Genomic DNA, 15,400 nt, shown 5'->3' on the forward strand with positions numbered 1-15,400 from the left:
AAGGGGCGGGCCCGGAGGAATCCGGCGCCCGCCCCTTGCGTTGCACGGGTAGACGGTCCTCACATCGGCCTGAAGGCGATGTCGGAGCCCAGGATCGCTACGATGGGTGCTCCGGAGCCTGACCGGGGGACCCGGATCGCGCACGAGGAGCCCTCTTGCCAGACGAGGCCCAGCACCTGACCGCCGCCAAGCCCGAGTCCGCCTCGGCACCCGCGGCCAAGCCGGCGCACGACGCCCGCGGGCCGGTCGAGCACGACCGTTCCGCGCCCGTCGAGAGGCCGGCCGAGCAGCCGCGCCCGAAGCCCGCCCCGCCCGAGCGCCCCGCGGCCGCGCAGCCCCCCGCCCGCTCCGCCTCCTCCAACCGCGTCCGCGCCCGGCTCGCCCGCCTCGGCGTCCAGCGCGCCAACCCCTACAACCCGGTCCTGGAGCCGCTGCTGCGGATAGTGCGCGGCAACGACCCCAAGGTCGAGACGGCGACGCTGCGCCAGATCGAGAAGGCCTACCAGGTCGCCGAGCGCTGGCACCGGGGCCAGAAGCGCAAGAGCGGCGACCCCTACATCACCCACCCCCTCGCGGTGACCACGATCCTCGCCGAGCTCGGCATGGACCCGGCCACGCTGATGGCGGGCCTGCTGCACGACACCGTCGAGGACACCGAGTACGGCCTCGACGACCTGCGCCGCGACTTCGGCGAGGTGGTCGCCCTGCTCGTCGACGGCGTCACCAAGCTGGACAAGGTCAAGTTCGGCGAGGCCGCGCAGGCCGAGACCGTGCGCAAGATGGTCGTCGCCATGGCCAAGGACCCGCGCGTCCTGGTCATCAAGCTCGCCGACCGGCTGCACAACATGCGCACCATGCGCTACCTCAAGCGCGAGAAGCAGGAGAAGAAGGCGCGCGAGACCCTCGAGATCTACGCGCCGCTCGCCCACCGCCTCGGCATGAACACCATCAAGTGGGAGCTGGAGGACCTCGCGTTCGCGATCCTCTACCCCAAGATGTACGACGAGATCGTACGGCTGGTGGCCGAAAGGGCTCCCAAGCGTGACGAGTATCTGGCGATAGTGACCGACGAGGTCCAGTCCGACCTGCGCGCCGCCCGCATCAAGGCGACCGTCACCGGCCGCCCCAAGCACTACTACAGCGTCTACCAGAAGATGATCGTCCGCGGCCGGGACTTCGCGGAGATCTACGACCTGGTGGGCATCCGCGTCCTGGTGGACACCGTCCGCGACTGCTACGCGGCGCTGGGCACCGTCCACGCCCGCTGGAACCCGGTTCCGGGGCGGTTCAAGGACTACATCGCGATGCCCAAGTTCAACATGTACCAGTCGCTGCACACGACGGTCATCGGACCCAACGGCAAGCCCGTCGAACTCCAGATCCGTACGTTCGACATGCACCGCCGCGCCGAGTACGGCATCGCCGCGCACTGGAAGTACAAGCAGGAGGCCGTCGCCGGCGCCTCCAAGGTGCGTACCGACGTACCGAAGGCCGGCAAGGGCAAGGACGACCACCTCAACGACATGGCGTGGCTGCGCCAGCTCCTGGACTGGCAGAAGGAGACCGAGGACCCCAGCGAGTTCCTGGAGTCCCTGCGCTTCGACCTGTCCCGCAACGAGGTCTTCGTCTTCACCCCGAAGGGTGATGTCATCGCGCTCCCCGCGGGTGCCACTCCGGTGGACTTCGCCTACGCGGTCCACACCGAGGTCGGCCACCGCACCATAGGAGCGCGGGTCAACGGCAGGCTCGTACCGCTCGAATCGACGCTGGACAACGGCGACCTGGTGGAGGTCTTCACCTCCAAGGCCACCGGCGCCGGCCCCTCCCGCGACTGGCTGGGCTTCGTCAAGTCGCCCCGGGCCCGCAACAAGATCCGGGCCTGGTTCTCCAAGGAGCGCCGCGACGAGGCGATCGAGCACGGCAAGGACGCCATCGCGCGGGCCATGCGCAAGCAGAACCTGCCGATCCAGCGCATCCTGACCGGCGACTCCCTGGTCACCCTGGCGCACGAGATGCGCTACCCGGACATCTCCTCGCTGTACGCGGCGATCGGCGAGGGCCATGTGGCCGCGCAGAACGTCGTACAGAAGCTGGTGCAGGCCCTCGGCGGCGAGGAGGCGGCCAGCGAGGAGATCGACGAGGCGGTCCCGCCGTCCCGCACCCGAGGCCGCAAGCGGCGCAGCAACCAGGACCCCGGGGTCGTGGTCAAGGGCGTCGACGACGTCTGGGTCAAGCTCGCCCGCTGCTGTACGCCGGTCCCCGGCGACCCGATCATCGGTTTCGTCACCCGCGGTAGTGGCGTATCGGTTCACCGCAGTGACTGCGTCAACGTGGAGTCACTGTCCCGGGAGCCGGAGCGCATCCTGGACGTCGAGTGGGCGCCCACCCAGTCCTCGGTCTTCCTGGTCGCCATCCAGGTCGAGGCGCTGGACCGCTCCCGGCTGCTGTCGGACGTCACCCGCGTCCTGTCCGACCAGCACGTCAACATCCTCTCCGCGGCCGTCCAGACCTCCCGCGACCGGGTCGCGACCTCCCGCTTCACGTTCGAGATGGGCGACCCCAAGCACCTGGGCCACGTCCTGAAGGCCGTACGGGGCGTGGAGGGCGTGTACGACGTCTACCGGGTGACGTCGGCCCGTCGGCCCTGACACCCGCCGCGGACACGCGAGAGGCCCCCGCACACCACGTACGGGGGCCTCTCTCACAGACGTGTCAGCCGCCGAACTCCTGCAGACCCTTCAGCGCCTGGTCCAGCAGGGCCTGGCGGCCCTCCAGCTCACGCTCCAGCTTGTCGGCGCGGGAGGTGTTGCCCTGGGCACGGGCCTGGTCGATCTGCGCCCGCAGCTTGTCCACCGCGGCCTGGAGCTGGCCGGTCAGACCCTCGGCACGCGCGCGGGCCTCCGGGTTGGTGCGGCGCCACTCGGCCTCCTCGGCCTCCTGGATCGCCCGCTCCACGGCGTGCATCCGGCCCTCGACCTTCGGCCGGGCGTCCCGCGGCACATGGCCGATGGACTCCCAGCGCTCGTTGATCGAGCGGAACGCGGCACGCGCCGTCTTCAGGTCCGTGACCGGGAGGATCTTCTCGGCCTCCTCGGCCAGCTCCTCCTTGAGCTTCAGGTTCTCCGACTGCTCGGCGTCCCGCTCGGCGAAGACCGAGCTGCGCGCCGCGAAGAACACGTCCTGGGCGCCGCGGAAGCGGTTCCACAGGTCGTCCTCGTGCTCGCGCTGGGCGCGGCCCGCGGCCTTCCAGTCGGCCATCAGCTCCCGGTAGCGGGCGGCCGTCGGACCCCAGTCCGTCGACGCCGACAGCGCCTCGGCCTCCGAGACCAGCCGCTCCTTGATCCGGCGGGCCTCCTCGCGCTGCGCGTCGAGCTGCGCGAAGTGGGCCTTGCGGCGCTTGGAGAACGCCGAGCGCGCGTGCGAGAACCGGTGCCACAGCTCGTCGTCGGACTTGCGGTCCAGACGCGGCAGACCCTTCCAGGTGTCCACCAGGGCCCGCAGCCGCTCACCGGCCGCCCGCCACTGGTCGGACTGCGCGAGCTGCTCCGCCTCGGCGACCAGCTCCTCCTTGGCGTGGCGCGCCTCGTCGGACTGCTTGGCCCGCTGCTGCTTGCGCTCCTCGCGGCGCGACTCGACCGACTGCACCAGCTTGTCCAGCCGGGCGCGCAGCGCGTCCAGGTCACCGACCGCGTGATGCGCGTCGACCTGCTCGCGAATGTGGTCGATGGCGACCTGGGCGTCCTTCGCCGACAGATCGGTCGTCTGCACGCGCTTCTCGAGGAGGCCGATCTCGACAACCAGGCCCTCGTACTTGCGCTCGAAGTAGGCCAATGCCTCCTCGGGGGAGCCGGCCTGCCAGGAACCGACGACCTGCTCTCCGTCGGCCGTACGCACGTACACGGTGCCCGTCTCGTCGACGCGGCCCCACGGGTCGCTGCTCACAGCGCCTCCTCCACATGATGCCTCCGAGGGGCTACGGCGCCCCTGGGCATCGTCCACAGTTTCGTCACGGCCAACATAGGCGACCGGCGGGGCGCCTGTCCGCATCCAGCGCGACCGAATTCCGCAGTTGGCCGCCCTGGACGTCAGGACTTCGTGACCGTCGCCTTGTTGATCACGACCGTCGCGTTCGGGGCTCCGTCACCGGCGCCGGTGTTCTCGCCCGCGGCGGCGATCTTCTTCAGCACCTTCATGCCCTCGGCCGAGACCGTACCGAACGGCGTGTAGCTCGGCGGGAGGGAACTGTCCTGGTAGACGAGGAAGAACTGGCTGCCGCCGGTGTGCGCCTGCCCGGTGTTGGCCATCGCCACCGTGCCCGCCGGGTAGACGTTGTCCTTGAGGCTCTTGTCCTTCAGGTTCTCGTCCGGGATGGTGTAGCCCGGTCCGCCGCTGCCGCTGCCCGTCGGGTCGCCGCACTGCAGGACGTAGATCCCGTTGGTGGTCAGGCGGTGGCACTTCGTGTGGTCGAAGTAGCCCTTGCCCGCGAGGAAGTCGAACGAGTTGACCGTGTGCGGGGCGGCGGCCGTCTTCAGCGCTATGTCGATGTCACCGCACGTCGTGGCCAGCTTCATCGTGTAGTCGGCCGACTTGTCGATGGTGACGGCCGGCTCCTTCTTCCACGACAGCTTCTTCACCGAGCCGGCGGCGGCCTTCTCGCACGGGTCCTTCACCGCGCTCGGCGAGGCCTCGGGGCTCGCCTCCGCGCTCGTGTTCGACTTGTCGTCCTTGTCGTCCTTCAGGACGCCCGTCGTGTACAGCGTGAGGCTGCCGATCACGATCACGCCGAGCACCGACGCGATCACCGAGTTGCGCATGCGCGCCTTGCGCCGCGCGGCCGTGCGGCGCTGCTGCTGCCGCAAGAACTTCTCCCGGGCGAGCTGACGCTTGCGCTGTTCCTGGGTGACCACCGGGTTCTCTCCTCGTGCGTCTCGTGACATCGACCGCTTGCGTGTGCCCCGTACCGTATATGGGTTCGCTGAGGAAACGGCAGCGCCGGTAGGCTCTGACAGCGGCTGTGCCGCCCAGAAGCCTCCCGTAATCGACACAACCAAGGACGATCGTGCTCATTGCCGGGTTCCCCGCCGGGGCCTGGGGGACGAACTGTTATCTCGTCGCCCCCGCCGCCGGTGAGGAGTGCGTGATCATCGACCCGGGCCACCAGGCGGCCCCCGGAGTCGAGGAAGCGCTGAAGAAGCATCGGCTCAAGCCCGTCGCCGTCGTCCTCACCCACGGCCACATCGACCATGTGGCCTCGGTCGTCCCGGTCTGCGGCGCGCACGACGTGCCGGCCTGGATCCACCCCGAGGACCGGTTCATGATGAGCGACCCCGAGAAGGCGCTCGGCCGGTCCATCGGGATGCCGCTGATGGGCGAGCTGACCGTGGGGGAGCCGGACGACGTCCGCGAGCTGACCGACGGCGTCAGGCTGGACCTGGCGGGTCTGGAGTTCTCCGTCGCGCACGCGCCGGGCCATACCAAGGGGTCGGTGACCTTCCGGATGCCCGAGACGACCGAGATCCCCTCGGTCTTCTTCTCCGGGGATCTGCTCTTCGCCGGCTCCATCGGACGCACCGACCTGCCCGGCGGTGACATGGCCGAGATGCTCGACTCGCTGGCCCGCGTGTGCCTGCCGCTCGACGACTCGACCGTGGTGCTGTCCGGCCACGGCCCCCAGACGACCATCGGCCAGGAGCGCGCCACCAACCCGTATCTGCGGCAGGTGGCCGCCGGCGGCCAGGGAGCAGCCGACGCTCCCCGACGAGGAATGTGACGAGAGACCTTCCGTGAGCACCTTTCAGGCCCCCAAGGGCACGTACGACCTTCTGCCGCCCGACTCCGCCCGCTACCTCGCGGTCCGCGAGGCGATCGCCGCGCCGCTGCGCAACTCCGGCTACGGCTACATCGAGACGCCCGGCTTCGAGAGCGTCGAACTCTTCGCACGCGGGGTCGGTGAGTCCACCGACATCGTGACCAAGGAGATGTACGCCTTCGAGACCAAGGGAGGCGACAGGCTGGCCCTGCGCCCCGAGGGCACCGCCTCCGTCCTGCGCGCGGCCCTCGAGGCCAACCTGCACAAGCTGGGCAACCTCCCCGTCAAGCTCTGGTACTCCGGCTCGTACTACCGCTACGAGCGCCCCCAGAAGGGCCGCTACCGCCACTTCTCGCAGGTCGGCGCCGAGGCGATCGGCGCCGAGGACCCGGCGCTGGACGCCGAGCTGATCATCCTGGCCGACCAGGCGTACCGCACGCTGGGCCTGAGGAACTTCCGCATCCTGCTCAACAGCCTGGGCGACAAGGAGTGCCGACCGGTGTACCGGGCCGCCCTCCAGGACTTCCTGCGCGGCCTGGACCTCGACGAGGACACCCTGCGCCGCGCCGAGATCAACCCGCTGCGCGTCCTCGACGACAAGCGTGAGTCGGTGCAGAAGCAGCTCGGTGAGGCACCCCTCCTGCGCGACTACCTCTGCGACGCCTGCAAGGCGTACCACGAGGAGGTCCGTGAGCTGATCACGGCCGCAGGCGTCGCCTTCGAAAACGACCCGAAGCTGGTCCGCGGTCTGGACTACTACACCCGTACGACCTTCGAGTTCGTGCACGACGGTCTGGGCTCCCAGTCCGCGGTGGGCGGCGGCGGCCGCTACGACGGTCTGTCGGAGATGATCGGCGGCCCGGCGCTGCCGTCCGTCGGCTGGGCGCTCGGCGTCGACCGCACGGTCCTCGCCCTGGAGGCCGAGGGCGTCGAGCTCGCCCTGCCGGCACCCACCTCCGTCTACGCCGTCCCGCTCGGCGAGGAGGCCCGCCGGGTGCTGTTCGCCAAGGTCACCGAGCTGCGCAAGCTCGGTGTCGCGGCCGACTTCTCCTACGGCGCCAAGGGGCTCAAGGGCGCGATGAAGAACGCCAACCGCAGCGGCGCCCGTTACACGATCGTCGCCGGCGAACGCGACCTCGCCGAGGGCGTGGTCCAGCTCAAGGACATGGAGTCCGGCGAGCAGACCGCGATCGGCGTGAACGAGATCGTGGCGGAGCTGGAGTCCCGGCTCGGCTAGGGCGTGTTTCGAAAGTCCCTCACGGCACCACCCGCACAGGACTTTCGAAACACCCCCTGGCCCACGTACGTGGTGATGTACGTGTTTCCACGGAGGTGATCCGGGGCGCGGGCGCGCAAGGTTTCTGTGCGCCCGCACCCGTGAAAGCCGAAGGGGGACCTTGCCGTGAAGTCCGTGACCAGTGAGCGATGGCGGGCGGCGATCGGCCCGGGACCGGGCACGCAGGCCCGTCACATCCTGTGGCCGGCCTCCTTTCCCGGCACGTCCAGGGCGCGTGTCCCCGCGCACGCGCTGGCCGGTCGTCCGTGTGCGTGCCGCGCACGGTCCCGTCGGGCTCCGTCCAGGCGACCGTCGCGCCGCTGCCGTACCGCTCCCGCAGGGCGGCCGGCTCGCCCTCGGCGACGACCCGGCCCCCGGCGACGACCGCCAGCCGGTCGGCGAGCGCCTCCGCCTCCTCCAGATAGTGGGTCGTCAGCAGGATGGTGGTGCCCTCGTCGGCGAGGGAGCGGATCAGCTCCCAGAACTGCCGGCGGGCCGCCGGGTCGAAACCGGTCGTCGGCTCGTCGAGGAGCAGCAGCTCGGGGCCGCCGATCACGCCGAGCGCGACGTCGAGCCTGCGCCGCTGGCCGCCGGAGAGGGTCTTGGTGCGGCTGTCCGCCTTCGCCTCCAGACCCACCAGGGCGATCACCTGCTCCGGGTCGCGCGGCCTCGGGTAGTGGCGCGCGAAGTGCCGTACGGTCTCGCGGACCGTCAACTCGGCGGGCGCGGATTCGTCCTGCCAGACGATTCCGACACGTGAGCGCCACGCGCGTGTGCCCGTCGCCGGGTCCGCGCCCAGCACCCTGACCTCGCCCCCGTCCCGGTCGCGGTGCCCCTGGAGGATCTCCACCGTGGTGCTCTTGCCCGCGCCGTTCGGCCCGAGCAGGCCGAACACCTCGCCCGCGCGGATGCCCAGGTCGATGCCGTCCACCGCGGTCACGTCCCCGTACTGCTTGCGCAGCCCCCGTACGTCCACCGCGAGATCGTTCGCGTGTGCTGTCATGCCTCCCAGACTCGGCCGGAACCGCGCGTTCTGGGACGACCGTGCGGGCTTCCTTATGTCCATCGAACGGTGGACACCGGCCCGGTGCGGCAGAATGGCCCCTGCCCGAAGATGGTCCAACTCTCAAACACGGATCGGCGTGATGAGCAAGACGACAGTCACAGACGTCTCCACGGAGTCCGAGCCCGAGCGTGACACCACGGCCGCGCCCCGGACGGTGGGCGGCAGCCGCGCGTTCGCCATCCTGCTGCTGATCACCGGCGCGGCCGGTCTGCTCGCAGCGTGGGTCATCACGATCGACAAGTTCAAGCTGCTCGAGGCCAAGGTCGCGGGCACCACCTTCACGCCCGGCTGCAGCCTGAACCCGGTGGTCTCCTGCGGCAGCGTGATGGAGTCCAAGCAGGCCGCCGCCTTCGGCTTCCCGAACCCGATGCTCGGCCTGGTCTGCTACGGCATCGTCATCTGCGTCGGCATGAGCCTGCTGGCCCGCGCCCGCTTCCCACGCTGGTACTGGCTCACCTTCAACTTCGGCACGCTCTTCGGTGTCGCCTTCTGCACCTGGCTGCAGTTCCAGTCCCTGTACCGGATCAACGCGCTGTGCCTGTGGTGCTCGCTCGCCTGGGTCGCGACGATCACGATGTTCTGGTACGTGACCTCGTTCAACATCCGCAACGACTTCCTCCCCGCGCCGCGCTGGCTGAAGAGCTTCTTCGGCGAGTTCACCTGGGTCGTGCCCGTGCTGCACATCGGCATCATCGGCATGCTGGTCCTGACCCGCTGGTGGGAGTTCTGGACGAGCTGACAGCCCTTGGGACACCCCCGGACCCCCGGTAGGGTTTCGGCGTGGAGCCCGATCTGTTCACCGCCGCCGCCGAAGAACGCCAGGAGAAGGATCCCGCCGGGAGTCCCCTGGCGGTCCGGATGCGTCCCCGCACCCTCGACGAGGTCGTGGGCCAGCAGCACCTGCTGAAGCCGGGCTCCCCCCTGCGCCGCCTGGTCGGCGAGGGCGCCAAGGGCCCGGCCGGCCCCTCCTCGGTGATCCTCTGGGGTCCGCCCGGCACCGGCAAGACCACCCTGGCGTACGTCGTGTCCAAGGCGACGAACAAGCGGTTCGTGGAGCTCTCCGCGATCACCGCCGGCGTCAAGGAGGTCCGCGCGGTCATCGACGGCGCCCGCCGCGCCACCGGGGGATACGGCAAGGAGACCGTCCTCTTCCTCGACGAGATCCACCGCTTCAGCAAGGCCCAGCAGGACTCCCTCCTCCCCGCCGTCGAGAACCGCTGGGTGACCCTCATCGCGGCGACCACGGAGAACCCGTACTTCTCGGTGATCTCCCCGCTGCTGTCCCGCTCCCTCCTGCTCACCCTGGAACCCCTCACCGACGACGACCTGCGCGGGCTGCTCCGCAGGGCCCTCACCGACGAGCGCGGCCTCAAGGGCGCCGTCACCCTCCCCGAGGACACCGAGGCCCACCTCCTGCGCATCGCCGGCGGTGACGCCCGCCGCGCCCTGACCGCCCTGGAGGCCGCCGCCGGGGCCGCCCTCGACCAGGACGAGAGCGAGATCGGCCTCGCGACCCTGGAGCAGACCGTCGACCGGGCGGCCGTGAAGTACGACCGCGACGGCGACCAGCACTACGACGTCGCCAGCGCCCTCATCAAGTCCATCCGCGGCTCCGACGTCGACGCCGCCCTGCACTACCTGGCCCGCATGATCGAGGCCGGCGAGGACCCCCGCTTCATCGCCCGCCGGCTGATGATCTCCGCCAGCGAGGACATCGGCCTCGCCGATCCGAACGCCCTGCCCACGGCCGTCGCCGCAGCCCAGGCCGTCGCCCTGATCGGCTTCCCCGAGGCCGCCCTCATCCTCAGCCACGCCACCATCGCCCTCGCCCTCGCCCCCAAGTCCAACTCCGCGACCACCGCGATCGGCGCAGCCCTGGACGACGTACGCAAGGGACTGGCCGGATCCGTGCCGCCGCATCTGCGCGACGGGCACTACAAGGGCGCCGCCAAGCTCGGCCACGCCCAGGGGTACGTCTATCCGCACGACCTGGCGGAGGGCATCGCCGCCCAGCAGTACGCGCCGGACGCGATCAAGGACCGCGAGTACTACACCCCCACCCGCCACGGCGCGGAGGCCCGGTACGCCGACGCCGTGGAGTGGACCAGGAAGCACCTCGGTCGAAAGCGGTCCTGAGCACCCTGTAAACTCGCTCGGAGTGCTGCGTCCCGCGCTGTCAGAACGGGACAGTCAGCCGGAGCCCGGTCCCCGGACCGGCTCCAGGAGCGTCGCGCACCGTCGATCGGTGTCGCGGGCAGCCCACCACCACCCGCCGCACGGCGGGAGAGGTCGGTGGGCCACTCGCGTGCTGCACGTATGTGCCCAGACCAGGGGAGCGGCTGCCCGGAGGGTCCCTCGCGGACCTCATGGGTTTCCCCGGCTGCGGATGCGACCTCCCATAACGCCTGACAAGCCGAAAACCAGGAAATGAGAGACAAGTGGCGAACCAGTCCCGCCCCAAGGTCAAGAAGTCGCGTGCCCTCGGCATCGCGCTGACCCCGAAGGCCGTCAAGTACTTCGAGGCCCGCCCCTACCCGCCGGGTGAGCACGGCCGTGGCCGCAAGCAGAACTCGGACTACAAGGTCCGTCTGCTGGAGAAGCAGCGTCTGCGCGCGCAGTACGACATCTCCGAGCGCCAGCTCGTCCGCGCCTACGAGCGTGCCTCCAAGGTGCAGGGCAAGACCGGTGAGGCCCTGATCATCGAGCTCGAGCGCCGTCTCGACGCCCTGGTGCTGCGTTCGGGCATCGCCCGCACGATCTACCAGGCCCGTCAGATGGTCGTGCACGGCCACATCGAGGTCAACGGCCAGAAGACCGACAAGCCCTCGTTCCGCGTCCGTCCCGACGACGTCGTGATGGTCCGCGAGCGCAGCCGCGAGAAGACCCTCTTCTCCATCGCCCGTGAGGGCGGCTTCGCCCCCGACGGCGAGACCCCGCGCTACCTCCAGGTGAACCTCAAGGCCCTGGCGTTCCGCCTGGACCGCGAGCCGAACCGCAAGGAGATCCCGGTCATCTGCGACGAGCAGCTCGTCGTCGAGTACTACGCCCGTTGATCTTCCAGCGGTCGTAGGGACTCCAGCGCCCGGGCCCGCCGTCTCCCCGGAGGCGGCGGGCTTTCGCATGCCCGTAATGCGGTACGGAGCCCTGCCCCCGGCGCGATAGGCTCGGCCCCGGAGATAGATCCCAACGCTGCAAAAGAGGTGCCAGGTGTCCGGTGGAGAGGTGGCCGGGATCCTGGTGGCCGTCTTCTGGGCGATCCTGGTCTCGTTCCTCGCCGTCGCGCTGGCGAGGCTGGCCCAGACGCTCAAGGCCACCACCAAGCTGGTCGCGGACGTGACCGACCAGGCCGTCCCGCTGCTCGCCGACGCCTCCGCGGCGGTGCGCTCCGCGCAGACCCAGATCGACCGGGTCGACGCGATCGCCTCCGACGTCCAGGAAGTCACGTCGAACGCCTCCGCGCTCTCGACGACCGTCGCCTCCACCTTCGGCGGCCCCCTGGTCAAGGTCGCCGCCTTCGGCTACGGCGTACGCCGGGCCCTCGGCGGCCGCCGGGAGGACGTGCCCGCCAAGGAACCCCGGCGTACCGTGATCGTGGGCCGCACCGTCTCCCGGCGGGAGAAGCGCGGCGCCCGTGGAAAGAGGGACTGAGAGCCAGCCATGTTCCGCCGAACCTTCTGGTTCACCACCGGTGTCGCCGCCGGTGTCTGGGCCACCACCAAGGTCAACCGCAAGCTGAGGCAGCTCACCCCGGAGAGCCTCGCCGCGACCGCGGCCAACAAGGCCCTCGAGACGGGGGCGCGCCTGAAGGACCGCGCGGTCGGCTTCGCGCTCGACGTCCGCGACAACATGGCCCAGCGGGAGGCGGAGCTCCAGGACGCGCTCGGCATCGACGAGGACCCCGAACTCCCCGCGCCCCGGCGGTTCGCCGCCATCGAGAACAGCACCCACCCGAGGTACGTCCAGACCACGACGTACTCGTACGACCGGAATGAGGACCACTGATGGAGTCGGCCGAGATTCGCCGCCGCTGGCTGAGCTTCTTCGAGGAGCGCGGGCACACCGTCGTCCCTTCGGCGTCGCTCATCGCGGACGACCCGACTCTGCTCCTCGTCCCCGCCGGCATGGTGCCCTTCAAGCCCTACTTCCTGGGCGAGGTCAAGCCGCCCTTCGCCCGCGCCACCAGCGTGCAGAAGTGCGTGCGCACCCCCGACATCGAAGAGGTCGGCAAGACCACCCGCCACGGCACGTTCTTCCAGATGTGCGGCAACTTCTCCTTCGGCGACTACTTCAAGGAAGGCGCCATCAAGTACGCCTGGGAGCTGCTCACGGGCGCCCGGGACGAGGGTGGTTACGGCCTTGAGCCCGAGAAGCTCTGGATCACCGTCTACCAGGACGACGACGAGGCCGAGCGCATCTGGCACGAGGTCGTCGGTGTGCCGAAGGAGCGCATCCAGCGCCTCGGCATGAAGGACAACTACTGGTCGATGGGCGTCCCCGGCCCCTGCGGCCCCTGCTCCGAGATCAACTACGACCGCGGCCCCGAGTTCGGCGTCGAGGGCGGCCCCGCCGTCAACGACGAGCGGTACGTGGAGATCTGGAACCTCGTCTTCATGCAGTACGAGCGCGGCGAGGGCATCGGCAAGGACAACTTCGAGATCCTCGGCGAGCTGCCGAGCAAGAACATCGACACGGGCCTCGGCCTCGAGCGTCTCGCCATGATTCTGCAGGGCGTGCAGAACATGTACGAGATCGACACCTCCATGGCCGTCATCAAGAAGGCCACCGAGCTCACCGGCGTGGCCTACGGCGACGCCCACGACTCGGACGTCTCCCTGCGCGTGGTCACCGACCACATGCGCACCTCGGTGATGCTCATCGGCGACGGCGTCACGCCCGGCAACGAGGGCCGTGGTTACGTCCTGCGCCGCATCATGCGCCGCGCCATCCGCAACATGCGCCTCCTCGGCGCCACCGGCCCGGTCGTCAAGGACCTCATCGACACCGTCATCGGCATGATGGGCCAGCAGTACCCGGAGCTGGTCACCGACCGCGAGCGCATCGAGAACGTCGCCCTCGCCGAGGAGGCCCGCTTCCTCAAGACCCTCAACGCCGGTACGAACGTCCTCGACGGCGCCGTCAGCGAGACCAAGGCCGCCGGGTCCACGGTCCTGGCCGGTGACAAGGCGTTCCTGCTCCACGACACCTGGGGCTTCCCGATCGACCTCACCCTGGAGATGGCCGCCGAGCAGGGGCTGTCCGTGGACGAGGACGGCTTCCGCCGTCTGATGAAGGAGCAGCGGGAGCGCGCCAAGGCCGACGCCCAGGCCAAGAAGACCGGCCACGCCGGCGCCGGTGCCTACCGGGAGATCGCCGACAAGGCCGGCGAGACCGAGTTCATCGGCTACGGCGACACCGAGGGCGAGTCCACGGTCGTCGGCATCCTCGTCGACGGTGTCTCCTCCCCGGCCGCCAGCGAGGGCGACGAGGTCGAGATCGTCCTCGACCGCACCCCGTTCTACGCCGAGGGCGGCGGTCAGATCGGTGACACCGGCCGGTTCAAGGTGGCCTCCGGCGCCGTCGTCGAGATCCGCGACACCCAGAAGCCGGTACCGGGCGTCTACGTCCACAAGGGCGTCGTCCAGGTCGGTGAGGTGACCGTGGGCGACCTCGTCCACGCCACGATCGACTCCCGTCGGCGCACGGCCATCGCCCGCGCCCACTCGGCCACCCACCTCACCCACCAGGCCCTGCGCGACGCGCTCGGCCCGACGGCCGCCCAGGCCGGTTCCGAGAACCAGCCCGGCCGCTTCCGCTTCGACTTCGGTTCCCCGTCCGCCGTCCCGACGGCCGTGATGACCGACGTCGAGCAGAAGATCAACGAGGTGCTCTCCCGCGAGCTCGACGTGCGCGCCGAGGTCATGGGCATCGACGAGGCCAAGAAGCAGGGCGCCATCGCCGAGTTCGGCGAGAAGTACGGCGAGCGGGTCCGCGTGGTGACCATCGGCGACTTCTCCAAGGAGCTGTGCGGCGGCACGCACGTCCACAACACCGCCCAGCTCGGCCTGGTGAAGCTGCTCGGCGAGTCGTCGATCGGCTCGGGTGTGCGCCGTATCGAGGCCCTCGTCGGCGTCGACGCCTACAACTTCCTCGCCCGTGAGCACACGGTCGTCGCCCAGCTCCAGGAGCTGATCAAGGGCCGTCCGGAGGAGCTCCCGGAGAAGGTCTCGGCCATGCTCGGCAAGCTGAAGGACGCCGAGAAGGAGATCGAGAAGTTCCGCGCCGAGAAGGTCCTGCAGGCCGCCGCCGGTCTCGCCGAGTCCGCGAAGGACCTCCACGGGATCGCCCTGGTCACCGGGCAGGTCCCGGACGGCACCACCCCCGACGACCTGCGCAGGCTGGTCCTGGACGTGCGGGGCCGCATCCAGGGCGGCCGGGCCGCCGTGGTCGCCCTGTTCACCGTGAACAACGGCAAGCCGTTCACGGTCATCGCCACCAACGAGGCCGCCCGCGAGCGCGGTCTGAAGGCCGGTGACCTGGTCCGTGCCGCCGCCAAGACCCTCGGCGGCGGCGGTGGCGGCAAGCCGGACGTCGCCCAGGGCGGCGGCCAGAACCCGGCCGCGATCGGCGAGGCCGTCGACGCGGTCGAGCGGCTCGTGGCCGACACGGCCAAGTGAGCGAGCCGATGCGCAGGGGCCGTCGACTCGCGATCGATGTCGGGGACGCCCGGATCGGGGTCGCCTCGTGCGACCCCGACGGAATCCTCGCCACCCCGGTGGAGACGGTCCCCGGCCGGGACCTCCCGGCCGCCCACCGACGGCTGAGGCAGCTCGTCGAGGAGTACGAACCGATCGAGGTCGTCGTCGGTCTCCCTCGCTCCCTCAAGGGGGGCGAGGGCCCCGCCGCGGTAAAGGTTCGCGGCTTCGCTGAGGAACTCGCGAAGGGCATCGCCCCCGTCTCCGTGCGCCTGGTGGACGAGCGGATGACGACCGTGACGGCCAGTCAGGGACTGCGCGCGTCAGGGGTGAAAGCGAAGAAGGGCCGGTCGGTGATCGACCAGGCGGCCGCTGTGATCATCCTTCAGCAGGCCCTGGAATCCGAACGGGTGTCAGGTAAAGCACCGGGCGAGGGCGTCGAAGTGGTCATCTGATCGCGATACGGTAACGTTCCGCGCGATGCGGTAGGTGTTCGAACAGCCGCCGCACAGAGAGAGGCGGAACGGTGACGGACCTGGGAAGGCCGCGTGATCGCC

General features: G+C 70.0%; 12 protein-coding genes and 1 pseudogene. 10 read left to right on the forward strand and 3 right to left on the reverse strand.

The window, feature by feature from the left end; translation table 11 throughout:
* Positions 1–155 precede the first annotated feature (155 nt).
* Complete coding sequence (locus tag OG852_RS39000) at positions 156–2,648, forward strand: RelA/SpoT family protein (RefSeq protein WP_330350339.1); 2,493 nt, start codon at positions 156–158, stop codon at positions 2,646–2,648.
* Between the two features lie 64 nt (positions 2,649–2,712).
* On the opposite strand, the gene OG852_RS39005 is transcribed toward OG852_RS39000, so the two are convergent.
* Both OG852_RS39005 and OG852_RS39010 read right to left on the reverse strand, forming a co-directional pair.
* A complete protein-coding gene (locus OG852_RS39005) occupies positions 2,713–3,942 on the reverse strand; it encodes a DUF349 domain-containing protein (protein WP_133913341.1) in 1,230 nt (409 codons plus the stop codon).
* Positions 3,943–4,085: 143 nt separating this feature from the next.
* Complete coding sequence (locus OG852_RS39010; protein WP_133913340.1) at positions 4,086–4,907, reverse strand: peptidylprolyl isomerase; 822 nt, start codon at positions 4,905–4,907, stop codon at positions 4,086–4,088.
* Positions 4,908–5,059: 152 nt separating this feature from the next.
* Between OG852_RS39010 and OG852_RS39015 the strand changes: the two genes are divergently transcribed.
* Both OG852_RS39015 and hisS read left to right on the forward strand, forming a co-directional pair.
* On the forward strand, positions 5,060–5,770 hold the full coding sequence (locus OG852_RS39015) for an MBL fold metallo-hydrolase (protein WP_133913339.1): 711 nt from the start codon (positions 5,060–5,062) through the stop codon (positions 5,768–5,770).
* A 13-nt stretch (positions 5,771–5,783) separates the two neighbouring features.
* Positions 5,784–7,046: a histidine--tRNA ligase gene (hisS, locus tag OG852_RS39020; RefSeq protein WP_330350340.1), complete on the forward strand. Its 1,263-nt coding sequence runs from the start codon at positions 5,784–5,786 to the stop codon at positions 7,044–7,046.
* A 301-nt stretch (positions 7,047–7,347) separates the two neighbouring features.
* Here hisS and OG852_RS39025 read toward each other — a convergent pair.
* Positions 7,348–8,088 (reverse strand): annotated as a pseudogene (locus OG852_RS39025) (ABC transporter ATP-binding protein); the annotation flags it as partial.
* A gap of 142 nt (positions 8,089–8,230) precedes the next feature.
* Here OG852_RS39025 and OG852_RS39030 point away from each other — a divergent pair.
* The 7 genes from OG852_RS39030 to ruvX all read left to right on the forward strand — a co-directional run bounded on the left by OG852_RS39030 (position 8,231) and on the right by ruvX (position 15,298).
* On the forward strand, positions 8,231–8,890 hold the full coding sequence (locus OG852_RS39030; RefSeq protein ID WP_133913335.1) for a vitamin K epoxide reductase family protein: 660 nt from the start codon (positions 8,231–8,233) through the stop codon (positions 8,888–8,890).
* Positions 8,891–8,931: 41 nt separating this feature from the next.
* The gene (locus OG852_RS39035; protein ID WP_133913334.1) at positions 8,932–10,287 is read left to right on the forward strand and encodes a replication-associated recombination protein A; all 1,356 of its coding nucleotides are present in this window, start codon (positions 8,932–8,934) and stop codon (positions 10,285–10,287) included.
* A gap of 302 nt (positions 10,288–10,589) precedes the next feature.
* The gene (gene rpsD, locus OG852_RS39040; protein ID WP_133913333.1) at positions 10,590–11,204 is read left to right on the forward strand and encodes a 30S ribosomal protein S4; all 615 of its coding nucleotides are present in this window, start codon (positions 10,590–10,592) and stop codon (positions 11,202–11,204) included.
* Positions 11,205–11,358: 154 nt separating this feature from the next.
* Complete coding sequence (locus tag OG852_RS39045) at positions 11,359–11,799, forward strand: DUF948 domain-containing protein (protein ID WP_133913332.1); 441 nt, start codon at positions 11,359–11,361, stop codon at positions 11,797–11,799.
* Positions 11,800–11,808: 9 nt separating this feature from the next.
* Positions 11,809–12,153 carry a hypothetical protein gene (locus OG852_RS39050; protein ID WP_133913331.1) on the forward strand — a complete coding sequence of 115 codons (345 nt, stop codon included), beginning with the start codon at positions 11,809–11,811 and terminating at the stop codon, positions 12,151–12,153.
* The gene (alaS, locus tag OG852_RS39055; protein WP_133913330.1) at positions 12,153–14,825 is read left to right on the forward strand and encodes an alanine--tRNA ligase; all 2,673 of its coding nucleotides are present in this window, start codon (positions 12,153–12,155) and stop codon (positions 14,823–14,825) included. Before OG852_RS39050 ends, alaS begins: the two co-directional genes overlap by 1 nt.
* Positions 14,826–14,833: 8 nt before the next feature.
* Complete coding sequence (ruvX, locus tag OG852_RS39060) at positions 14,834–15,298, forward strand: Holliday junction resolvase RuvX (protein WP_133913329.1); 465 nt, start codon at positions 14,834–14,836, stop codon at positions 15,296–15,298.
* Positions 15,299–15,400: the final 102 nt, after the last annotated feature.

It is taken from the genome of Streptomyces sp. NBC_00582, assembly GCF_036345155.1.
Taxonomy (GTDB): Bacteria; Actinomycetota; Actinomycetes; order Streptomycetales; family Streptomycetaceae; genus Streptomyces.